This is a genomic window from Streptomyces sp. NPDC088354 (assembly GCF_044753585.1).
Taxonomy (GTDB): Bacteria; Actinomycetota; Actinomycetes; order Streptomycetales; family Streptomycetaceae; genus Actinacidiphila.
The window spans coordinates 19976-42617 of sequence record NZ_JBIVNJ010000026.1; the positions used below are offsets into that span (position 1 = coordinate 19976).

Annotated in this window: 18 protein-coding genes and 1 pseudogene; 14 read left to right on the forward strand and 5 right to left on the reverse strand. The window is 70.5% G+C overall.

Annotation, left to right across the window (positions count from 1 at the left end; genetic code table 11):
• Window positions 1-179: 179 nt before the first annotated feature.
• From ACIP98_RS29380 to ACIP98_RS29395, 4 genes are all read left to right on the forward strand, one after another.
• Window positions 180-2249, forward strand: coding sequence for a SpoIIE family protein phosphatase (locus ACIP98_RS29380; RefSeq protein ID WP_401978836.1), 2070 nt, complete (start codon window positions 180-182; stop codon window positions 2247-2249).
• 503 nt (window positions 2250-2752) lie between these two features.
• Entirely contained in the window at window positions 2753-3523 is a 771-nt protein-coding gene (locus ACIP98_RS29385) for an IclR family transcriptional regulator C-terminal domain-containing protein (RefSeq protein WP_319660930.1), read from the forward strand.
• Between the two features lie 584 nt (window positions 3524-4107).
• Entirely contained in the window at window positions 4108-6894 is a 2787-nt protein-coding gene (locus ACIP98_RS29390; RefSeq protein WP_401978837.1) for an ATP-binding protein, read from the forward strand.
• 362 nt (window positions 6895-7256) lie between these two features.
• Complete coding sequence (locus tag ACIP98_RS29395) at window positions 7257-7916, forward strand: hemerythrin domain-containing protein (protein ID WP_401978838.1); 660 nt, start codon at window positions 7257-7259, stop codon at window positions 7914-7916.
• Between the two features lie 206 nt (window positions 7917-8122).
• Here ACIP98_RS29395 and ACIP98_RS29400 read toward each other — a convergent pair whose 3' ends face one another.
• Window positions 8123-8275, reverse strand: a complete 153-nt coding sequence (locus tag ACIP98_RS29400; RefSeq protein ID WP_401978839.1) for a winged helix-turn-helix domain-containing protein — start codon at window positions 8273-8275, stop codon at window positions 8123-8125.
• A gap of 471 nt (window positions 8276-8746) precedes the next feature.
• Here ACIP98_RS29400 and ACIP98_RS29405 point away from each other — a divergent pair.
• Window positions 8747-9169 (forward strand): annotated as a pseudogene (locus ACIP98_RS29405) (LysR substrate-binding domain-containing protein); the annotation flags it as partial.
• Between the two features lie 95 nt (window positions 9170-9264).
• Here ACIP98_RS29405 and ACIP98_RS29410 read toward each other — a convergent pair.
• Window positions 9265-10833, reverse strand: a complete 1569-nt coding sequence (locus ACIP98_RS29410) for a PLP-dependent aminotransferase family protein (RefSeq protein WP_401978841.1) — start codon at window positions 10831-10833, stop codon at window positions 9265-9267.
• A gap of 21 nt (window positions 10834-10854) precedes the next feature.
• Between ACIP98_RS29410 and ACIP98_RS29415 the strand changes: the two genes are divergently transcribed.
• The 5 genes from ACIP98_RS29415 (at window position 10855) to ACIP98_RS29435 (ending at window position 14044) form a co-directional block, all read left to right on the forward strand.
• Complete coding sequence (locus ACIP98_RS29415) at window positions 10855-11781, forward strand: EamA family transporter (RefSeq protein ID WP_319660925.1); 927 nt, start codon at window positions 10855-10857, stop codon at window positions 11779-11781.
• 82 nt (window positions 11782-11863) lie between these two features.
• Window positions 11864-12106, forward strand: coding sequence for a hypothetical protein (locus ACIP98_RS29420; RefSeq protein ID WP_401978843.1), 243 nt, complete (start codon window positions 11864-11866; stop codon window positions 12104-12106).
• Window positions 12107-12211: 105 nt separating this feature from the next.
• Window positions 12212-12532, forward strand: coding sequence for an alpha/beta fold hydrolase (locus ACIP98_RS29425; RefSeq protein ID WP_401978844.1), 321 nt, complete (start codon window positions 12212-12214; stop codon window positions 12530-12532).
• Window positions 12532-12816 (forward strand): hypothetical protein, encoded by a 285-nt coding sequence (locus ACIP98_RS29430; RefSeq protein ID WP_401978846.1) that lies wholly within the window; start codon window positions 12532-12534, stop codon window positions 12814-12816. Before ACIP98_RS29425 ends, ACIP98_RS29430 begins: the two co-directional genes overlap by 1 nt.
• A 232-nt stretch (window positions 12817-13048) precedes the next feature.
• On the forward strand, window positions 13049-14044 hold the full coding sequence (locus ACIP98_RS29435) for a hypothetical protein (protein WP_401978847.1): 996 nt from the start codon (window positions 13049-13051) through the stop codon (window positions 14042-14044).
• A 302-nt stretch (window positions 14045-14346) separates the two neighbouring features.
• Here the strand turns inward: ACIP98_RS29435 and ACIP98_RS29440 are convergent, their stop codons facing one another.
• Window positions 14347-14967, reverse strand: a complete 621-nt coding sequence (locus tag ACIP98_RS29440; protein WP_401978849.1) for a TetR/AcrR family transcriptional regulator — start codon at window positions 14965-14967, stop codon at window positions 14347-14349.
• 100 nt (window positions 14968-15067) lie between these two features.
• On the opposite strand from ACIP98_RS29440, the gene ACIP98_RS29445 reads away from it, so the two are divergent.
• Complete coding sequence (locus ACIP98_RS29445) at window positions 15068-16237, forward strand: alpha/beta fold hydrolase (RefSeq protein WP_319660921.1); 1170 nt, start codon at window positions 15068-15070, stop codon at window positions 16235-16237.
• Between the two features lie 270 nt (window positions 16238-16507).
• On the opposite strand, the gene ACIP98_RS29450 is transcribed toward ACIP98_RS29445, so the two are convergent.
• Window positions 16508-17236, reverse strand: a complete 729-nt coding sequence (locus ACIP98_RS29450) for an SDR family oxidoreductase (protein WP_401978851.1) — start codon at window positions 17234-17236, stop codon at window positions 16508-16510.
• Between the two features lie 76 nt (window positions 17237-17312).
• On the opposite strand from ACIP98_RS29450, the gene ACIP98_RS29455 reads away from it, so the two are divergent.
• Window positions 17313-17690 carry a MerR family transcriptional regulator gene (locus tag ACIP98_RS29455; protein WP_401978853.1) on the forward strand — a complete coding sequence of 126 codons (378 nt, stop codon included), beginning with the start codon at window positions 17313-17315 and terminating at the stop codon, window positions 17688-17690.
• A gap of 193 nt (window positions 17691-17883) precedes the next feature.
• Here ACIP98_RS29455 and ACIP98_RS29460 read toward each other — a convergent pair whose 3' ends face one another.
• Window positions 17884-19677, reverse strand: coding sequence for a PucR family transcriptional regulator (locus ACIP98_RS29460; RefSeq protein WP_401978855.1), 1794 nt, complete (start codon window positions 19675-19677; stop codon window positions 17884-17886).
• A 449-nt stretch (window positions 19678-20126) separates the two neighbouring features.
• Between ACIP98_RS29460 and dnaK the strand changes: the two genes are divergently transcribed.
• Both dnaK and ACIP98_RS29470 read left to right on the forward strand, forming a co-directional pair.
• The gene (gene dnaK, locus ACIP98_RS29465; protein ID WP_401978857.1) at window positions 20127-22019 is read left to right on the forward strand and encodes a molecular chaperone DnaK; all 1893 of its coding nucleotides are present in this window, start codon (window positions 20127-20129) and stop codon (window positions 22017-22019) included.
• A gap of 8 nt (window positions 22020-22027) precedes the next feature.
• Entirely contained in the window at window positions 22028-22639 is a 612-nt protein-coding gene (locus tag ACIP98_RS29470; protein ID WP_401978859.1) for a nucleotide exchange factor GrpE, read from the forward strand.
• Window positions 22640-22642 lie beyond the last annotated feature (3 nt).

Consider the following 22642-nt stretch of genomic DNA (forward strand, 5'->3'; position numbering starts at 1 on the left):
TCCCTGACCGGTGACGGAGCGCCCTGGTGGCGTCGCTCCGGATGTGGAGGCCGGGTCCTGCGAGGCATGGCCCGCGAGGCCGGAGCAGTACCCGGGCGCCGGACCTACGGCGGATACCCAGCCGTAGAAGCTGTGGAAGCATGGAAGGAGCTACGAAACCGACGGGCAGGTGTCGATACATGTCCGCTCATCAGCCCGTGGCCCCGCCGGGTGCGAAAAGGGTCTGCCAACCGGTCGATGTAGTGGCCGTGGTCAATGCCGATCTGACGGTGATCGCGTGGACCGAGGCCGGTCGACGCCTCTGGGGCTACCAGGGAGCAGAGGTGTTGAACCATCCCGCCAGACGACTTCTGGCAGCTCCCGCCGACTCGGACTGCCTCTGTCAGCTGGCATCCGGCCGTCCCTGGTCCGGGACGGTGGAGATCAGGTGCCGCGACGGCCGTACAGCCTTGACGGATTTTCGGGCCGTCCCCCTGAACCTCGCCCACAGCGAAGAAAAGCTGTTCGTGTGGTCGGCGGGTTCAGCCGTGCCCCCGGCACCGACACGTCCTGACCCGTCGGTTCTGACAGCGCTCATGGAGCGTTCGCCGATCGGCATGGTCGTCTGGGACCGGGACCTGCGATGTACCTGGTTCAACGACAGCGGCGAACGGGAGAGCCCGTTCCGGTTCGGGCCGGAAGTCGGACGCCACGTTGCCGAGTTGTTGGCCACGGACAACCCCATGTTTCTCCAGGCTGTCATGCGCAGCGTCCTGGAAAGAGGGGTTCCGGTACTCGATCACGAGTTGTGGAGGCCTGCGACACGGGAGAAAGAGGCACGCGTCTACTCGGTCTCCATATTCCGCCTCGACGACGCGGACGGCGAAGCGGTGGGCATCTGCACCATGGCTGTCAATGTCACGAAGAGCAGAGCGCGCGGGCGACTCAACATGCTGAGCAACGCGGGAACCCGCATTGGAACCACCCTTGACGTAATGAAAACGGCTCAGGAATTGGCAGATGCATCCGTGCCCGGAATCGCCGATTATGTGACCGTCGATCTGGCCGACGTGGTGCCCCTCGGGGAGGAGCCGCTGGAACGCCTCAACTCCACGGACACCAGCATCCCCGTTTTCCGCCGAGCCGGAGCGGCTTCGATCCACCCCGATTTCCCGGAGTCTCTCGCGGAGATCGGGACTCCCGTATTCGTCCCCCCGTCATCACCGTTCACCACTGTCCTCCATTCCCGCAAGCCGTACTTCGAGCCGCGGCTCGACACTTCCCCGGGCACATGGCTCGACGACGACCCGACCCGGGCCCGGGTCATACGGCAGACGCGGATGCACACCTTGATGATCGTTCCGCTCCATGCGCGCGGAACGATGCTGGGGATCGCTGTTTTCGTCCGCACGGAGAACCCTTCCCCCTTCACCAGGGGCGACCTGCTCCTCGCCGAGGGGCTGGCCGACCGGGCCTCGCTGAGCCTGGACAACGCGCGCCGCTACAGCCGGGAACGAGCGGCCGCCCTCACCCTGCAGCGTGAGCTGCTCCCGGATCAGCTGTGGGGCGGTAGCGCCGTCGAGGTCGCCTCGCGCTACCTGCCGGCGGACACCCACGGCGGCGTCGGCGGCGACTGGTTCGACGTGATTCCGCTGACCGGCGCGCGAGTGGCCCTGGTGGTCGGTGATGTCGTCGGCCACGGCCTCAACGCGGCGGCCACGATGGGACGGCTGCGGACGGTCGTCCGGACTCTGGCCGACGGGGCGCTGTCACCTCCTGAGGTACTGGCCGGCCTGGACCGACTCGTCGTAGACATGACCAAGGACCACCCCGACGACACCGGGTTCACGTCACCTGTCATGGGCGCCACCTGCGTCTACGCGGTCTACGATCCGTGCACCCGGCACTGCACCATCGCCAGTGCGGGACATCCGCCGCCCGCGATCGTCTCGCCAGGCGGTGATGTCGCCTTTGCCGATGTCCCCGCCGGTGCGCCGATCGGACTGGGGCTGGGCGCCTACGAATCGCTCGACACGGAACTGGCGGAGGGCAGCCTGATCGCCCTGTACACCGACGGCCTGATCGAGCGCCGCGGCTCCGACATCGACCAAGGACTTGAACGACTGCGCGGCGCTCTCGCCTCTCCGGCCCCGGACCTCGACAGTCTCTGCTCGGCGGTCATCGAAACAGTCGTGGCCAGGACGCCCTCCGACGACGACATCGCCCTGTTGCTGGCACGCACCCTCGTCATCTCCGGTGATCCGGCCTGATGCCGGGCGTGGACGCGAACGCGCGCATACACGGAGCCGTCCGCGATGAGGCCGCGGCACTGGAGTGCGTCCACGTGGCCCGTCATGAGCCTGGACCCCGCCGACGCCGGCCGCTTCCACCGTTCGGCGAAGCGGCAGGGCGACGGCAACCGGCTTCGCCGAGCGGGATGACCGGGGCAGCGCTAAGGAAAAACAGGTCATGTTACTCATGCTCCGCCGCGTGTCGATGCGTACGCTCACCACCATCACGGCGATCACCGGGCTCGGGCTTCGAACAGGACCCGGATCGGAGATTCCGTGTCGGCACATGACCACAGGGGCTCATGGCGATCCGGAAAGGGAGAGGCCTCGCATGCCCGTCGCGGAAAGACGGCGGAATATCTCCATGAGCCGCGCTCCCGTGAGGGCGGCGATCACCTGGATGGAAACAACGTCGGGACACTCTCCGATATGGACTGACTTCAGCCACCGGGCAGGGCGGGTGTGACCCGTAGGAGGCAACTGTGACGGCATTTGAGACACCAGCCGAAAACGTTGCCGCGCAAGTACTCCAGGCATCGTCACGCATATTGGACTGTTTCTCGGTGGAAACGCCGCACCTGCACGTGTCGGACATCGTCCGCCTGGCCGACGTGCCGTCGTCGACCGTGATGGAGTTGTTGCCGGAACTGGCTGACCGGCACTTGCTGCAGCGTGACGGCTCCTTCTACAGCGTCGGGCTGCGCATGATCCAGTGGGGAGCTTCGGCCGACGGGGCCTCGGGCCTCCTGGAAGCGGCCAGGTCCTTGCTGCCGGCCCTGCGGGACCGGACCGGCGAATGCTGCGGTCTGCAGATCCGCCAGGACGGCCACCACGTGACCCTGTTCTGGGCGCATTCACTTCACGCGCTTCCCTGCCCCGGGCACGTAGGCCGCGTGCAGCCTTTGCGTGGTAGTGCCGCGGGCCATGTGTTCATGGCCCACGACCTGAATGCCCTGAGGATCGCCCGGGGCGACGGATTCGCTTCCTTCCCGTCGTCGGGCGTCGAACCAGAAACCCCGGATGGCCACCTGGAGCAGCTTCGCCGGCGCGGCTGGACCTTCGTCGACGAAGGACGAAGTCACGGCATGAGCACCCTGGCCGCTCCTGTATTTGCCGCGGACGGCACCGTCATGGCCGCTGTGACACTCGGAGGAGAGACACGGAGATGGACCACCGACCGGGTTGACGGACTCGCCCGCCGAGTGGTGGATTCGGCCATCGGCATGTCGCGTTATCTGGCGGCGTGCGGATGAACGTGCTGGGAGGCGAGGGGCGCGGATGCCCTCTGCGCACCGCGGACACCCTGCCCGACCGGACGGACCCGCTCGCCCGTGCCGCGGTCGTCGGCACTCTCCCCACACACCGGCCGTGCCGATCGGCCGACGCGTCCAGCCGGTTCTCGGGCTCCTCGGTCGACTGCCCCGGACCCTGACCGGGGGAGCGCGGGAGCCCGCCACCGACCGATCCGGGCCTCATCACGCAAGCAGGCAGGCCGGCCGATCGGGATCGGCGTCGATCTGCTCCTCCATGACTCCCGAGGACGTGTCGCGTGGCGAACAGGCCGGCGACCCCCACACGCGCCGAGCACGGAGAGCCCCGTGAGGAGCCCGGCACCCTGCCCGCGCCCGGCACGAAACCCCGGCAGTGGGCGTTCAGAGGACAGTGGGTGCCTCACCGGGGCCGGCGCGAACCGCGGTCCGGTCCAGGATCCCGCCCTCGGCGGGCTCCACGGGCTTCCGGACCCGTTGCGGCTGCCTCGCAGCGGCGGAACAACTGCACCACCGGGGTGGACCGACGCTGTACACCCTGCATGATCCGAAGCAACTGGGAGACGTTCGTGAGCCGCGATCACCGTTCGCACGACTGCGAACCGGAGAATCTGGTCGGGCGTCGGCAGGACCTCGCACTGATCGACGACCTCCTCGACCGTCCGGCCGACGCCCCGGGGGCGCTGCTGCTGTCGGGCGAGCCCGGGGTGGGCAAGACCGCCATGCTGAACGCGGTCGCCCAACGCGCTTCGGCGGCCGGTGTCCGGATCCTGCGGGCGGTGGGCGCGGAATTCGAGACGGATATGACGTATTCCGGTCTCAACCAGTTGCTGCTTCCCCTCCATGAGGAGATCGAGGCGCTCGACGACCTCTACCGTGAGGCGCTGCGGGTGGCCCTGGGTTTCGGTACAGGTTCGCCACCCCGCGGCCTCGTCGTCGCCAATGCCACACTGGCGTTGCTTCGTCGTGCGGCCGCGCAACAGCCGTTGTTGCTGGTCGTGGACGACCTTCCGTGGATCGACCGGGCCAGTTCGGTGATCCTCGGCCTTGTCACGCGCCGACTCGCCGGCACCCCCGTCACTTTCCTGGCCGCGGCCCGCAGGGGGCGTGGGAGCTTCTTCGACGGTGCGGGCCTGCCCGAACACGAGGTCCTGCCGCTGGACCACCGATCAGCACGCAGACTCGTCGGTTTCCGTCACCCGGATCTTGCCGGGAACGTGGTGGACAGGATCGTCACCGCCGCCCAAGGCAACCCGCTCGCGCTGCTGGAGCTGCCCACCGCTTTGACCGGACCCCAGCGTGCCGCACTGGAACGCCTTCCGGAGGTCCTGCCCTTGGGCCGGCGTCTGGAAGCCCTCTTCCTCGCGCGTGCGGCGGGCCTGCCTCCCGCCTCTCGCCGTCTGCTCCTGATCGCCGCGCTGGACGGGACCGGCGACCTGGCTCTCCTGCAACGCGCGGGACGGCTTCCTTCCGTCGAGGCCACGCTGGTGGATCTGGGCCCCGCCGAACACGACGACCTGGTCCGGATCGATGAGGGCGACCATCACCTCAGCTTCCGCCATCCTTTGATCCGCTCGGCGGTCGTCGGAGCCTCCACCACCGCGGAGCGCCGCGCGGCACACCGCACCATCGCCGACGTGCTGCACGAGCAGCTCGAACGCCGGGCGTGGCATCTGGGCGAGGCGTCCGTGGAACCCGACGAGGAGGTCGCGGCCCTCCTCGAACGCAGCGCTCACCAGGTGGTCACACGTGGTGACGCTTTCGCCGCCGTCCGGGCCCTCACGCGAGCCGGACACCTGAGCCCCGCAGCACCCGACCGCGCCCGCCGACTCGCCCAGGCAGCCTTCATCAGCGCCGACGCGACCGGCGAACTGGTCAACGCCTCCCACCTCCTCGAAGGCGCCCGGCAAGCGGGGACCGACGACCACGCCTCCCTCTACTCAGCGGCCACCGCGGTCCACCTGATGCTCAACGGCACAGGGGACATCGACATGGCCCACCATGTGATGGTCAACGCCATCGAGAAGACGCTCCACCGGCGCGACGCCTACGACCCCGCGCTCGATGAAGCCCTCTACGTGCTGATGCTGCTCTGCCACTTCGGCGGTCGGCAGGAACTGTGGCAGGCGTTCCACGGGATCGTGGAGCGTGTGCCCGATGTGTCCGCGGTGATGACGGTGTCCGCGGCGGCACTCGGCGATCCCGCACGGGTCAGCGCCGCCGCGCTGCGCGGCCTGGACGAACTGCTCGCCGGGCTGTCCCAGGAGAGCGATCCGACGAGGATCGTGCGCGTCGGCACCGCGGGCGTCTACGTGGACAGGCTGCCCGGGGCGCGCGACGCTGCCCGCCGCATCTACAGCCAGGAGCAGGACGCGGGTCTGCCCGTCAAGAAACTCGGCGTTCTTCCGCTCCTGTGCCAGGACGCCTTCAACACCGGCCGGTGGGACGAGACGATCCGCCTGGCCGACGAAGGTCTCCTGCTCAGGGAGCAGGTCGACTACCCGTCCTACACCTGGTACTTCCGGTACGAGAAGGCGCTTGTCGCGGCGGCACGCGGTGACCTGGGTGCCGCCGCGGAGACAGCCGACGCGATGACGTCCTGGGCCGTTTCCCGTGGGGCAGGCCAGATGATGACCGCTGCCGCGCACCTGCGGGTACTGACCGCCCTCGCGGATGGGGACTTCGAGAGCGCCTTCCGGCACGCGGAGGCCATCAGCCCCGCCGGCACGCTGGCGCGCTACGTCCCCCATGCCCTCTGGGTGGTGATGGACCTGGTGGAAGCGGCCGTGCGCACCCACCGCCAGGCAGCGGCAACCGCCCACGTGCGGGCCGTCCAGGAAGCGGGGACCGCGAGCGTCTCACCGCGCCTCGCGCTGCTCGTCGGCGGCGCCGCGGCCCTGGCGGCCACGGCGAACGACGAGGCGACGGCGCTGTTCGAGCGGACTCTGTCGCTTCCCGGCATCGACGACTGGCCCTTTGAACGGGCGCGTGTGACCCTCGCCTACGGCGAACGGCTACGGAAAGCGAAAATGACCAGCGCTGCCAGAAGGGCACTGCTGGCGGCGCTGCACATCTTCGAGGAGCTCGGCGCGCGGCCGTGGGCCGACCGGGCCGGACGTGAACTCAGGGCAGCCGGGTGGTCAGCCCGGCGTGCGTCGGGCTCAGCCGCGCTCACGCCACAGGAATCGGAGGTCGCCCACCTCGCCGCCTCCGGACTCACCAACAAGCAGATCGCCGAGAAGCTCCACCTGTCCCACCGCACCGTGAGCGGCCACCTGTACCAGGTATTCCCCAAGCTCGGAATCACCACCCGCGCGGCTCTGCGCGACGCCCTGGCCGACCTGGACCGGCAATGACCTCGTCGCGGCGGTTCCGTCCGGCCTGAACCCGGCAGCTGCGCCGACCGCGAGAACGGCACAGTCCAGGGGGTGGGTCCTCGACGCCCCTGTCGCCTGAGACCGCTCCGTCATCCCTACCTGGGCCGCGTGGTCAGGTCATCTGGCCGATGCGGTGGGACGCGTCCGATGGGCATGCTCCTCTGGCGGCTGCGGCCCGTTCTGCGTTTCCGGCAGAGCAAGCGGCGTGATCCGCACCGCTTGACCTGCGGTCCGGCCGTGGACGGAGTCGTGCCCGCTCAATGAAGAACGGCCGCACCCCGTGACGGGAGCCGCGGCCGCGATACAAGGAAGAGAAAATGGCTCCACTCGTCAATGAACCCATGGCCGACACACGCGACATGTACATGGCCCACGCGGGGCTGCGCCGGGAATTCCGGCTGCTTCCCGACCTCATCCGGTCCGTCGCACCGGGCGACACCCGGCGCGCGGAGGTTGTCGGCGCCCACGCCGCTCTCGTGTGCGCCGTCCTGCACCAACACCACGGGGGCGAGGACCTGCTGTTGTGGCCCAGACTCGTGGAGCGCGGGGGAGCGGAGGCGGCAACCATCGTGCCGACCATGGAGCAGCAGCACCAGGCCATCGAGGACGGGCACACGGAGGTCACCGGACTGCTCGACCACTGGCGCTCAACCGCGCAGGGCGGCGAAGGGCTCGCTGACGCGTTCGAGAGGCTGACGACGGCCCTCGTGGAGCACATGGCGCTCGAAGAGAAGGAGATCCTGCCGCTGGTCGAGAAGCATCTCACCCAGAAGGAGTGGCACCAGCTCGCGGAGCACGGCACGGCGGTCACCCCGAAGAAGGACATGGCGCTCGTCTTCGGAATGGCCATGTACGAGGGCGACCCCGAGGTCGTCAAGGCCGTCCTCGCGGCGGCCCCACTGCCCGTTCGGCTACTCGCCCCGGCCATGGCACGCCGCCAGTACGCGGCGCACGCCAAGCGGGTCCACGGCACTGCCACACCGCCCCGCATCGGCGCCTGAGCGGCCCGTCGGCCTCGCAGGACGGCGGCGCGTCAGCCCCTCCCGGTAACGGGTGGATGCGCGGCCCTTCTCGGGGCATGGCCACCAGTGAATTGCCTCGTGCGGGTTGAGGCTTGAGGAGGGTGTACCGGCGTTCCGGTGGTGCGCCTGCGTCCCGGCTCCAGCGACGACGTCGCCCCGTTCGGTGCGGCGGTCCAATGCCACCATCAGGAGTTCACCACCGCCGCCTCGTCCCGTTCGATCGCGTGGCGAGCCGGGACTCGGCAGGTCCAGCCCTGCCGCCTGACCAGGGCGGCTACCCCCTCGTCGGATACGTCCTGGGGAACGGGCGATCGCTCAGGGTCCGGCCGTACGTTCACTCCACCTACGACAGCGGCGTGTCCTCGCTCGCGGGCCGTCTGAACCCGGTCAGCGGCGGGGCAGCTACGACAACAGCGGCTCGGTGGCCGGGTTCGGATCCTTCAACCCGAACCAGCCTCTGCCGGACGGGGACCCGTGCCGGCCGAGTACGAGCATGAGCGCGGCGTGCTCTTACGACGGCGCGATCCGGAAGTGCACCCACGATCGCGAACAACCCATCGCACCACCTCGCCCACAGGGGGCGTCGCGTCGAGAGCCGCGGCGCCCCGCTGCTCCGGTTCAGAACGGCGAGGTCAAGACCACCGCGGGCAGCAGTCCCTTCTCGATCTCCCGACGCGGCAGCGACAGCCCGAGACGGTCGCCCACCGCCCCGAACAACCGCCTCCCAACTCCTCCTCAGCCCAGGGGTCGTCGGGGTCCTCAACGCCGGGGAAGGTGTCCCACACCGCCCCGGCCCCGCGCAGGGCCGGAAGGACAGGCTGCTCGTCGCCGTGCGACCCGGCCACCCGCTCACCGAGGGCCTGTTGAGCCTCGAGCGTTACGCGGCCGCCGAGCACCTGACCGTGTCGAGGCGGGGAAGCCTGCGCGATCCGATCGACGACGCCCTGACCGCCCGCGGCCTCGAGCGGCGCGTCGTCGCCGCCGGCCCCACCGCCGCCTTCGCGCTGCGCCTCGTGCTCGGCACCGACCTGGTCGTCACCCTTCCTGACGCGGTCACCCGTACAGCCAGGGACGAACTCGGGCTGGTCACGCTTCCGCAGCCACTCCCGCTGCCCGAGGTCCCCCTGTACCTGCTGTGGCATCAGCGCTACGACGGCGACCGCGCCCACAGCCGGCTGCGCGACCTGGCCACCGAAACCGTCCAGGCACTGTTCACAGCACCAAACGCCTGATCATCGCGGCGAGCGACCCGGTCGACGGCGGTGATCCGCCGGCTCAGCTCGGCGGCACGCACTGCGCGGGTCCCACGACTTGAGTCGGACTGGCGTCAGGGGAGAAGTCCGCGCAGGGCGGCACCGACGGTCGCGATGCCTCGCTCGATGTCGTGCGCCGGGCCCGCCGCGTAGCCGAGTACGAGGCCGGGCGGCCCGGAGCCGATCCGGTGCCAGGACAGCGGATGGACCTTCACGCCCCGGTCGAGGGCCGCCGCGGCGAGGGCGCCGTCGCACAGGCCGGAGTCGTGGGCGCCGTCGGGCCGGTCGCCGAAGGTGACCATGAGGTGCAGGCCGGCGGCTGTCCCGTGCACGCGGGCACCGGGAAGGTGCTCCTCGATGGCCTTGAGCATCACGTCGCGGCGCCTGCGGTGGCGCCCCCGGACATGGCGCAGATGGCGTTCCAGTTCGCCGGAGTCCATCAGCCGGGCGAGGACCAGCTGAGCGAGGACGCCGTTGCCCAGGTCGGCGTACCGCTTGGCCGCCACGACGGCGTCCAGCCGGTCCTGAGGTACGAGGAGCCATCCGATGCGGAGTGCGGGCGCGAGCAGTTTGGAGACGCTGCCCGCGTAGCAGACCCCCTCGGGCATCAACGAGCGCAGCGCGGGCACCGGCGGCCGGTCGTAGCGGTGCTCGGCGTCGTAGTCGTCCTCGATCACCACCCCGCCCTCGGCGGCCCAGCCCAGCAGTTCTCGGCGGCGTTCCCCGTCGAGGACGACACCGGTCGGGAACTGGTGGGCCGGGGTGAGCAGCACCGCCCGGGCGCCACTGGCACGCAGCGCACCGACGTCGAGGCCACCCGCGTCCACACGGATGGGCACGATCGAGTGGCCTCCGTACTCCAACTGCTGGCGCGCTCCGAGGGATCCGGGGTCCTCGACGGCGACACGGCGGATGCCGTCCGCCAGCAGAAGCCGCGCGAGCAGGCTCAGAGCCTGGGCCACGCCCGCGACCACCACGACCTCGTCGGGGTCGGCGCGGATGCCGCGGTTGCGCGCCAGCCAGCCCACGACCGCCCGGCGCAGGGCGGGTGCGCCCCTGGGATCGCCGTAGCCGAAGTCGGCCGGGGTGACGTCCGCGAGGACGGCACGCTCGGCGCGCAACCACCCGGCGCGCGGGAAGGCGGCGAGGTCGGGGACACCCGGTGACAGGTCGATCCGGCAGGGCGTGGCCCGCAGCACGTCGACGACGCCCTCGCGGTCCCCGGAAGTGAAGATCGCGGCCCCGGATCCCGCTCCGGTCCCCGGAATGTCGTGTGCGCGTCCGTACGGAGCGGCGGGAGCCGCCACGACCACGGTCCCGAGCCGGCCCCGACCGGCTATCTGTCCCGACTCGGCGAGCCGCCGGTAGGCCTCGGTGACCACGCCCCTGGTGACGCGCAGCTCCTCCGCCAGGACCCTGCTGGCGGGCAGCCTCGCTCCGACACGCAGCCGGCCGTCGGCGATGGCGGCCCGTAGCTGGTCCGTGAGCCAGGCGGTGCGCCCGCCTGCGGGTACCCGGCCGATCTCCAGCTGCAGGAAGTCCGAGCCCGGTGAAGTAGCGCGGTCCGGCACCTCGTCCGCTGCATCCTCCGTCTGTTTGGACCCCTCCACCGACGCCTTTGTGGACCTGTCCATGAAGTCCATTGTGCAGGCAGCGTGAGCGGTATGCACACACCTTCCGCTTCCCTCGCCCCGCTCGTGCCCGGCATGATCGGGATGGCGCTGGTCGGCAGCAGCGTCACCGTCTCGCACACCCTCGTGGACGCCCCGCTGTTCACCCCGCAGGCGATTCGCTACGCGATCGCCACCGTGATCCTGCTCGTCGTCGCCCGGCTCGCCGGTACACGCCTGGTGTGGCCACGAGGACGGGAGTGGCTGTGGCTCGCCGGGATCGCCGTCACCGGTCTGCTGCTGTTCAACGTGGCCGTGATCCGGGGCGTCGACCACGCCGAGCCCGCGGCGGTTGCCGTCGCGGTCGCGTGCGTACCGGTGGTCCTCGCGGTGGTGGGCCCGGCGCTGGAACGGCGCCGGCCCAGCCGGCGGCTCCTGTTGGCGGCCCCCGTGGTCGTGGCGGGAGCGGTACTGGTGGAGGGCACGGGGCGCACCGACGCCGTCGGGGTGGCTTGGGCGGCGCTGGCCCTGGCCTGCGAGGCCGCCTTCACCCTTCTCGCGGTTCCGGTCCTGCGGCGGCACTCCCCGTGGGGGGTGTCCGTGCACGCGATGTGGATGGCCGCCGCGCTGCTGGCCGTTCTCGCCGCGGCCTGCGAAGGTCCCTCGGCGGCGCGGGAGTTGACCGGTCCCGAGTGGGCCGCCATCGGATATCTGGCGCTGATGGTGACAGCGGTCGCCTTCGTCCTGTGGTACTCGACGGTCCGCGCCGTCGGATCCGGGCGGGCCGGACTGCTCACCGGCATCGCGCCGCTGGCCGCGGCGGCCGTCGGCGGCATCTCCGGCAGCGGCATGCCCAGCCCGTCGGTATGGCTGGGCATCACCGTGCTGATCCTCGGGTTGGTGCTGGGTCTGCGCCCGCACCACGTCCCTGCCGCGGAGGCCGTCCGAGTGGACCCTCCCGCCTCCGCACGCTCCAGGTAGCAGCTGACAACAGCAGCCGAGATCAGAGGGCTGCGTGACGTGGGCGCCGAATCAGGGGCGCGTAGTCGTTCTGATTGAAGGCGTGCGTCAGAAGTTGCTGAACGTGGTGGCGAGCCGTGAGGTGGTCATCTGGGAGGCTGCCATCAGCAGCCCGCCGGAGGACCCGTTCCACTGCCCGCCCAGCGTGGTCTGGGTGCATTTCCTGGACGCGAAGGGTGACGACAGACTGCGCCTGTACCACCCGCGCGACCGCCGGGGCGCCCCGCAAAAAATCTTGAAGGCCGATCGAACCATTCCGAGGGGCCACCGCATCGTGTGGGTATGAACGCTATCCCTCACGAGGCGGAGCACGGCGAGCGTGCCGCCGAGGTGCGCACCGTCATGGTCGACGGGGTGCGCCAGGTCCACCGGGTCACGGGGGACCGGGCCGGTGTGCCTCGTTCACTCGGGAGGCCCCGGCATACACCCTGAGTACCTGCGCATACCCGCTCTGGAAAAGCATCTGACCATGGTCTACCTGGACCCCGTTGGGGCGGGCGACAGCGACCTGCTGCCGGACGGGGACTACTCCATGTCCCGCTACGCGCGCTTCGCCGCGGCCGTACTCGACGGCCTCGGGGCACCGACCGCCTGGTTCCTCGGCCACTCGCACGGCGGTTTCGTCGCGCTGCAGTTCGGCCTCGACCACCCCGAACGCCTCGACGGACTGGTCCTCACTACGACACCGCGCCCGTATACGGACCGGAACTGATGGAGGCGGCCACCAAGGAGATGGCCGTGTTCGTCCGGCGCTGGCCGGACCGGCCTGAGGCCGCCGAGGCGGGCCGGGTGTGGGAGGCCCGGATGTCCGGGACTCTCGAGGTCGTCGACAACACGTCGAAGGAGCGCTACCTCGGCACCCTTCTGCCGGCCTACTTCGCCGACTACCGCGTCACGAGAACACTTCGCCGCCCCGACCGGTCGGGGATCCTCAGAAGGCCCCCCATCGGTGGGCTGACCTGGCGATCGGCCGGGCGTGCGACAGGTCACCGGTGATGTTCACCGTCCCGGTACATTGGGCGGGGAAGACGGCCCGCTCCGGGCATCATTCGCCCTTCGGCGGGCGTGCTGAGCGGGATGCCGCGCCTCTGACCGGGGCGGCGATGCCGGTGGTGAAGCTCCAGTGCGGCGAGCCGCACCGGTGGGGGACTCCAGGGTGTCACAGGGGGGTGCTTTGATGGTGGGCGCTGTCGCTGGAAGGGGCGGCGGTAAACGCTGAGGGGGAGGCATGGCGCGTACGACACCGCCGCGTCCGGTGGACGTGAGCGTGGAGTTTCCGGAGCTGGCGGGGTCGGCCCGCACGGCGGTGCGGCTGCACCCTGTGCCGGGGGCGCCGACCGTGCACGACAGCTCAGTGGGCGGGCCGCTGTTGTGGCCCGCTGACGAGGAGTGGCCGGTATTCGAGTCGCCGGGTCCGCCGTTCATGCCGGTGACGACGCTCGCGGACATACGGGAGCTGCGTACGCTGCTGACCTTGCCCGAACCGACGCCGGCGCAGCGACTCGCCGTGACGCGGTTGATGGACGGCTACGACGCGGAGGACATCACGTCGTCCGGGCCGATGCCGCTGATACCGGTCGCGCAGCTGTACGCGCGCGACGTGCCGGGGCTGCCCTTCCCGGAAGGGACGGACGTACTCCAGGTGCTGTGGCTGCCGCTGCCGGACATCGAAGGCTGCTGGCCCGCGGTGCAGCTGCGGTGGCGGGCGGCGGCCGAGGTGCGGCAAGTGCTGGCCGAGCCGCCGGAGCCGGCATACGTGGAGCTTGACGACCATGTGCCACAGCCGTGCCTCCTGCAGCCGGAGGAGATCCTGGAGTTCCCGCCGCTGCATCTGCTGGGCGAGGAGCTGCAGCAGCGCATCACGGCCTGGTCGAAGCGAGCGTCGCTGGAGTACCAGTGGGAGCTGTCCGTCGCGCCCGGCTGGAAGGCGGGCGGATGGCCGGCGGAGTTCACCTTCCGGGACCCGGCGGAACCCGACGATGAGCTGTGCTGCGGCGAGTGCGGCGGCCCGGTGGAGGCGCTGCTGACGGTCGGCGGCGGCGAGCGCGGTTCGGGTGGCGGAAGCTGGACCGCGGTGGAGCTCCGAGAGCTTGTCGAGGCGGACCCGGGCGCGTATCCGCTCGCTTACGAGCCCACACGGATCCAGATCGGGCGCGGCTACGTCCTCCAGTTCTACTACTGCCTGGCCGACCCGAGGCACCTGCCGCGCACGATCATGCAGTGATCGGGCCCCCACCGTCTCGCGTCGGCTCGCGGTACGGCGCTGGCGCGAGGAGGACCGGGCCCGCCCGCCCGGCCTCGCACCGCTTCGCGCAGTCGCCGCACAGGTTCCGGGAAGCCGGCGCTCGTTGTCGCCGATGGCGTGCGAGGGCCGGTTCCGAGGCTGAACGGGTCCGGTCCCTACCACGTGGAGGGCCGGCATGACGGCGGTGAACCGTGTGCAGACGCTGCGGTGGTGAGCAGACTGCTCACCACCAGCCCCGCACGTGGAGCAGCCCGGCGCCCGTCGCCGGACCGCCCTGACGGTCAGGGACGGCGGACGGCCGCCTTCAGGGCTGCGAGGGTGGCGGCTGTCAGTGTTTCGAGGTAGTCGTCGTCGCTGTGCCCGTCTATGAGCACCATGCGGAAGACGAGGGGCGCGATGAGCAGGTCGGTGGCGAGATCCATGTCCAGCGTGGGCGGGAGTTCGCCGTGGTCGATCGCGTCCTGCAGGATCGCGCGTGCCGCGAGCCGCCGCGGCGCGGCCACTTCCGTGTGCAGCATGGTCGCCAGGGTGCTGTCGCGGCGGGATTCGGCGAGCAGCTCGGCCCCGATCAGGGCGAGCAGCGGATTGGCCAGTTGGCTGCGGTAGGCCGCCAGCAGTTCGCGCAGGTCGGTGTGCAGGGCGCCGGTAGCCGGAGTGCGGGGGAGTGTTTCGGTGACCTTGCTGCGGATCAACTCTGTGATCATTGCCTGCTTCGAGGGCCAGCGTCGGTAGAGCGCGGCCTTGCCCACACCGGCACGCCGGGCCACCGCCACCATCGACAACCGCGCATATCCGGCATCGGCGAGTTCACCGAAGGCCGCTTCGGTGATCGCCTCGGTCACCCGCTCGCGCAGGACCGCCCCGCCGGACACCGGCCGGCCCTTCTTCTGCTGCACTGCCACGCACACGAGCATAACGAACGGAACAGCACCGTTCCCTATGCTACGGTCGGAGCTAGACGGAACGGTGCTGTTCCGTTCCCTCAGTGGAAGGGAGCCGGAGATGAAGTTCCTCTACGACGACGAGTCCTTCTCCTTCGAGGCGCTGCGGGCCGCAGGCTATGCCGCCTACGGCGGCGCCGACCTGGGTGAGGTCCTGGTCACCTGCCGGACGATCCCTGAGGGAGACGAGGAAGCCTGGTCGGCCCGGTGGGGCGCGACGGCGGCGCGTGTCGAGCGCATCGGCCGGGACGCGCTGGCCGCCGGTCACCGGGTCAGCGCCCGCGAAGCCCTGCTGCGCGCGTCCAACTACTACCGGGCCGCCGACTTCTACCGCCGGGAGAACCCCGCCCACGACGCCGAGTCGGCGCGGCTGGCCAAGGCCTCGCAGCAGACGTTCGCCGACGCGGCCGCCCTGCTCGGCACCCCGGCCCGCGCGGTGCGCATCCCCTACGAGGACACCGCGCTGCCCGGCTATCTGTTCTTCGCCGACGACTCGGGGACCCCGCGCCCGACCCTGATCTACCACGGCGGGTACGACTCCACTCTCGAGGAGAACTACCTGGCGCTGGCCGCGGGCGCACTGCGGCGCGGCTACAACGTCCTCACCTTCGACGGCCCCGGCCAGGGCAGCACCGTCCGCGACCAGGGCCTGCACTTCCGGCCCGACTGGGAGGCCGTGGTCACCCCGGCCGTCGACTTCGCGCTCACCGTGCCCGAACTGGACGCCGACAAGCTCGTACTGGTCGGCACGAGCCTCGGCGGCTACCTCGCCGCCCGGGCGGCCGCCTTCGAGCACCGCATCGCCGCGTGCGTGCTGCACGACGGGGTCTACGACTTCCACACCGTCGTCAAGACCTTGGCCGACCGCGCCGCCGAGATGCCCGGCGGCATCGAGGAGATGATGGCCCGGGACACCCAGGTGCGGTGGGTGGTGCGCAACGGCCGGTGGACCTTGGGTGTGTCCGGTTTCGACGAGCTCGTCAAGGCGACCGAGCCGTACACCATGGCCGGCATCGCCGACCGCATCACCTGCCCGACACTCGTCCTCGACGCCGAGAACGACCAGTTCTTCCAGGGCCAGCCCCAGCGCCTGGTCGACGAGATGACGTGCCAGAAGGAACTGATCCTCTTCCGCGAGGACGAAGGCGCAGGCGAGCACTGCCACGAGGGCGCCATCTCCCTGTTCCACCAGCGCGCCTTCGACTGGCTCGACACCCTGCTCGCCCACTGACCCCGGCGTGCGGGCCGCAGATCAGGTCGAGTCCTGCCGGAGCGGCTGCGGATCGCCGCTCCGGCAGGCGTCACCGAGCATCCAGCATCCCGACCGTCCTGCCAGGACTCCTGACCCGGCAGGTTCGGCCCGGAGACCGTCGCGCAACCGTACGTCGGCACGGACGGCCTGCCGGTCCTGCTCCAGAGGAGACATCAACGGTGACGAGATCGTCCTGCCCCCGCCGACCGGCCCCCGGCTGCTCCCTGACGCCACGACCGACGTCGTCCCTCAGCCCGCGATCAGGGCCGCCAGGGCGCGGTCCATTGCGGCGTTGAACTCTTCGGGCGTCAGGGGCAGACGGGACTTGACGTCCCGGCTCCACTGGTCGGCGAGGACCTCGGCGGAGCCCGCCTCGACTCCGTCGAGCGCTGCGTCGGCCAGGTCCGACGGCGCGATCTTGGCCACGGGCCAGCCTTCGGCCATGTCGGTGTCGGCCATGCCGAGGTGGACCGCTGTGACGAGCGTGCCCTGCTCGGCGAGCTCCAGGCGGACGCCGTTGGTCATGGCCCAGGCGGCGGCCTTGCTCACGTGGTAGGCATTGGCGCCCTTGCCCCCGAACCACGACATGGCGGAGAGGACGTTGACGATCGCGCCCCCGCCGTTCCCGGCGAGCGCCGGCGCGAACTCCCTGATCATTCCCAGGTGGCCGAACGTGTTGGTCTCCAGTTCGTGCCGCACCGCGTCCAGCGAACCGGTCACCAGGTCGGTCCCGGTACTGATTCCCGCGTTGTTGATGAGCAGCGAGACGTCCGGGGCGGCCTCGGCGGCGGCCCTCACGGATGCGGGATCGGCGATGTCGAGGGGCAGCACCTCGACCCCGGGCAGGTCCACGGTCTCCGGTCGGCGGGCCGTCGCGTAGACCTTGCGGGCGCCCCGTTCGAGCAGACGCTGGGCGAAGGCGCGGCCCAGGCCGCGGTTGGCTCCGGTGACAAGGGCGACTGAGTTGTTGATGTCCATGTCCGGTACGCTAAAACCTGACGCTGACGTCAGAGGCAAGTCCTGGTCGTCATGGCCAGGGGTGAGAGGAATCACCATGACCGTTACAGCGGCGGCGGCCGAGCGGTTGATCCGCATCGGCGAGGTGGCACGGGGTGCGGGCGTCTCGGTGCGCGCCGTGCGCTACTACGAGCAGCAGGGGCTGCTCATCGCTGAGCGCAGCCCGTCGGGCCAGCGCCTGTACCGGCAGGACGCCATCGTCCTGGTGCGCTTCTTCCAGCAGATGTTCGCCGCCGGCCTGACCAGCCGAAGGATCACCGAACTCCTTCCGTGCTGGGTCTCCGGCCATACCGACGCCGAGCAACGAGCCATGCTGCGCGCCGAGCGTGAGCGCATCCAGGGCAAGATCGACGACCTGCAGGCCGCCCTGGACCGCCTCGACGAGGTCATCGCGATCACGGATACGCACCCGTAGCCGCGGTCGGCCGGACGTCTCACCAGTGATGTGACCGATGAGGGGTCGTTGCGCGGGAGAGCGGGGCGGATGCCGACGCGGACGTCGCTGATGACCCGCCGCTTTCAGTCCAGCTGCTCTCAACGCCGCGAGCGTGGGTTGGACATCGGAGGCAATGGCGTTGCCGACCGCACCGGACAGTGCCGTGTCCGTCTCATCGGCGGCATCGGTCGGGTCCGCCCAGCACGATCTTCCACACTCGGGTCGCCACCTGAAGGTTGAGCCGGTCCTCGACGTTCGTGAGGCTGTTGCCGCTGATGTCGCGGATGCGCTGGAGCCGATAGCGCAACGTGCTGCGGTGGATCGCGAGGGATTCGGCGGTCTCGTCGTAGTTGCCGCCGCAGTCGAAGTACCGGGACAGGGTCTCCACCATGGCTGCGTGGTGCCGGGAGTCGTAGTCGATGAGCCGGCCGAGCCACTCGCGGACGAACGTCTCCAGTTCCAGCAAGTCGTTGCCAGGTCCCAGGATGCGGTAGAGGCCGAGTTCGTCGAAGAACGCCGTTCCGTAGCTCTCGCGGGAGCGGCGGCGTACTTCCAGGGCGCGCCGCGCCTCCTGGTAGCGGTGGGGGATGTCGTCCGGGGAGTTGCACGGGGCGCTCACCCCGATCGTCCCGGACCTTGTCCCGGTCTCCCGGGCGAGCGCCTCGTACAGGGCGCGGGTGTGCGGTCTGTCGTCGGCGACCAGAACCACGTGGTCGGAACGTCCGGTCAACAGCGAGCGCATGCCCACGGCAGAGGCTGCCCGGCTCACCGTCTGCGTGAAGGAATCGTCCGCGGTCCGGTTCGACCACTGCACCACGACGACGTACTGGGTGCGGTGCAGGTCGTGTCCGACTGCCTCGGACCGGGCGTAGGCGCTGGTCTCGTCCGTCCCGGCCAGGAGGTCGTCGACCAGCTCGCGGTGCAGCCTCAGCTCCAATTCGGCCAGACGACGCAGGTGCGCCAGCTCCAGGGTGAGCGACGTTGCGGCGTGTTCCAGCGCGAGCACGGTGTGCGAGTCGGCCTCGTCCTGGGCGTCGACCAGGGCCAGCACGCCCAGGATCTCTCCGTGCAGCCGGACCGGGGCGATCAGCCGGTCCTTGATCCGCACCGGCCCGCCCTCCCGGGCGACGGCGTGCAGCATTTCGTCCCGGCGCGCGGGATCCGGTTCCGGATAGGGGTCGGGGCGGCCGGGGCCGGACCAGGATCTCAGCCGACCGAAGCGGTCCTCGATCAGTGCGGGGAGTCCGGTGAGCTCGTGCAGTGCGCGGGTGATGGCTTCCTCGCCGCCGCCCGAGGCAGCGACGTCGGCCGTGAGCGCGTGGACGGCCTGCTGCCACCCCAGCTCAGCCATGACGGAGATCAGCTGCCGCTGAAGGGCCGTCCGTTCCCCCCTGAGCCGATGAAGCTCCAGGGCGTCCTCGCGGCGGGAGCGGTGTGCGAGGGCGACGGACAGGGCGGCAGCGGTCTGCCGGACTAGTGTGGCGAGCCGGGACCGCTCGGCCTCGGTGGGCCTGGATCGGGACGTCACCACGAGGTAGCCGTGGAGACCTTGGAGTCCGCGCAGCCCCAGGGCCTGGCCCCACGGTCGGTCGGGTACGTTCACAGGCCCGTCCTGCCCGGCCAGCTCCCGCACCTGCTGGTCCACGCCCAGGGCACGCGCCGGCCCGTCCCCGGGGCCGGGGACCAGGTCGCCGTCCACCCTGAGGTATCCGGCCTCGGCGCTGTACGGCCCTGCGGCGGCTATGTGGTTCATGGCCAGGCGCAGGATCTCGCCTTCGTCCCAAGTGTCGAATTGGGCGCGGGAGAGCGCCGCGAGTTCGTGGGGGGCATGGTCGGCCGGGGTCGGAACGAGCGGACGTGGCCCTCTTCGCGCGGCCCTGAGGTGCCGCCCGCAGTTGCACCGCGGAAGGCTGCTCTCCCGGTTGGAGCAGCGGCGGTGGAGATGGTGCGCCTGGCTGCGGGCCATGGGATCACTCCGTTCTCCCGAGTGGGTGGTACACGGTCCGGGCCCAGCAGCCGGCCACGGGTCGTTCCCTTCACCCGGGGCCGCCGAGAGGTCGCGGCGACCCTTTTCGCATGCCCCCTGAGTTCTGACTTATCCGAGATGTCCGGAGTCTTCGTCTGGTGCTCGCGGGGTGACCGGCTCGGCTGTTCTTTGACTTGCGGGGTGCAGGCGTAGAGCCGCCCGGTTCGCGAGTCTGGGGCTGTCGGGGGGTGCCGTACGCCTCGTCAGCCGGGCACGCGGTGGTGGGCGAGGCCCTTCCCCGTGCGGTGATCGGCCGGCTCCGCGGCCCCGGACCGGGCGGACCCGCCTGCGCCCTGCTCGCCGCCCTTTACGGCCTATGTCGGAGCGGTGACCCGTACCGATCAGATCCGCAGTGCCGGCGCATACCGCCGCACCGGGAGGAGTTCCTCATGGCCAAGGCAGTGGGCATCGACCTAGGCACCACGAACTCGGTGATCGCCGTGTGGGAGGGCGGTGAGCCCGCCGTCGTGCCCAACAGCGAGGGCAGCCGTACGACACCGTCCGTGGTCGCCTTCACCGACACCGGGGAACGTCTCGTGGGACAACTGGCCCGGCGCCAGGCGATCCTCAACCCCAAGGGCACCATTTACTCGGCCAAGCGGTTCATAGGCCGGCATTTCAACGAGATCTCCGACGAGGCCAGGGCTGTGGCCTACGACGTCGTCGAGGGTGACGGCGGAGCGGCCCGCTTCAAGGTGCGCGACAAGCTCTATGCGCCGGAGGAGATCAGCGCACAGGTGCTTCGCAAACTCGCCGACGACGCCGGGAAGCAGCTCGGGGAGCGGGTCACGGAGGCGGTCATCACGGTGCCCGCCTACTTCAACGACGCCCAGCGCACCGCCACCAAGGACGCCGGCCGGATCGCTGGCCTGGAGGTGCTGCGGATCATCAACGAGCCGACCGCGGCTGCCCTCGCGTACGGCATGGACAAGAAACAGCACGAGACCATCCTCGTGTTCGACCTGGGCGGCGGCACCTTCGACGTGAGCATCCTCGACGTCGGCGACGGCGTGGTCGAGGTGCGGTCCACCGCGGGCGACAGCCACCTGGGCGGCGACGACTTCGACCGCCGCCTCGTGGACTACCTCGCGGACGACTTCCAGAAGGAGAACGGCATCGACCTGCGCAACGACCCGCAGGCGCTGCAGCGCCTCTTCGAGGCCGCGGAGAAGGCCAAGACCGAGCTCAGTTCGGTGACGCAGACGCAGGTGAGCCTGCCGTTCATCACCGCCGACGCGTCCGGCCCCAAGCACCTCACCGACTCGATCATGCGGTCCACGTTCGAGCAGATCACCGGCGACCTGGTGGAGCGCTGCCTGGGGCCGGTCCAGCAGGCGATGGCCGACGCCAAGGTCGGCGAGAGCGACATCGACGAGGTCATCCTCGTCGGCGGTTCCACGCGTATCCCGGCGGTCCAGCAGCTGGTCCGCCGGCTGACCGGCGGCAAGGAACCCAACATGAGCGTCAACCCCGACGAGGTCGTGGCCCTGGGTGCCGCGATCCAGGCCGGCGTGCTCAAGGGCGAGGTCAAGGACGTCCTGCTGCTGGACGTGACCCCGCTGTCGCTCGGCGTGGAGACCCGCGGTGGCGTGATGACCAAGATCATCGACCGGAACACCACGGTCCCGGTCCGCCGCGCCGAGACGTTCTCGACCGCGGAGGACAACCAGCCGGCGGTGGACGTGGTGGTGCTGCAGGGCGAGCGCGAGTCCGCGGCCGACAACCGCGTGCTCGGCCGCTTCCAGCTCAGGGACATCCGGCCGGCGCCGCGGGGCGAAGCGCAGGTCGAGGTCACCTTCGACGTCGACGCCAACGGCATCCTGAACGTCACCGCCCGCGACAAGGACACCGGCAAGGAACAGGGCATCACCATCAGCGAGAGCTCCAACCTGGATCGCAGTGAGGTCGAACGCATGGTGCAGGAGGCCGAGAGCAACCGGGGCCAGGACCAGGCACTGCGCGAGGCCGTCGACGCCCGCAACGAACTCGACGCGGTCGCGTACCAGGTCGAGAGGACCCTCGCCGAACTGGGCGACGCAGCGCCCGCGCACGAGAAGGCACGCGCCGAGATGCTCGTGGCCGACGCCCGGGCCGCGGTCAAGGAGGAGGCGGGTGTGGAGCGCGTGCGGCCCCTGACCTCCGAACTGCAGCAGGTGCTCGCCGGGCTGGCGGCCCATCAAGGCGCCGCTCCCACGGGCAGTCCCGGCCAGGACGCCGCCGCCGGCGGTCCCGCGAGCGCCGGTGGCGACGATGTCGTCGACGCCGAGTTCGACAGGAGCTGAGGCGCGCCATGCCCAGCCGTCCCCAGGAACCCGAGCGGCCCCCCTCGGATCCGGTCGAACCGGTCCCGGACGACACCGGACGCCCTCCGCGCGGGGATGTGCCGCAACCTGGCCCGCCGCCCCGGCCGGAAGCGGCGAACGGCGAACCGGGGCCCGACGTCGCCGCCCCCGCGCCCGCCGAGGACGCGTACACGACCACGATCCGGGAACTGGAGGACCGCCGGCGGCGCGCGCTCGCCGACCTCGACAACCTTCGCAAGCGTCATGCCAGGGAACTGGAGCGGGAGCGGGCCGTCGAGCGGTCCCGCACGGCCGCCGCCTTCCTGCCCGTCCTCGACAACCTCGAACGCGCCCTGACCCACGCCGGCGCCGACCCGGGCGTGATCGTGGAGGGCGTCCGGGCCGTACGCGACCAGGCGGTGAACGTCCTCGAACTGCTCGGCTACCCGCGGCATGCGGAGACCGGCGTCGCCTTCGACCCGGCCCGGCACGAGGTGGTCGGCGTCGTTCAGGACCCGGAGGCCCCATCGGGCACGGTCGTCGAGGTGCTGCGTCCCGGCTACGGGGACGGCGAGAGGCAGCTCAGGCCCGCCGCGGTGACCGTCGCGAAGCGGGAGTGACCG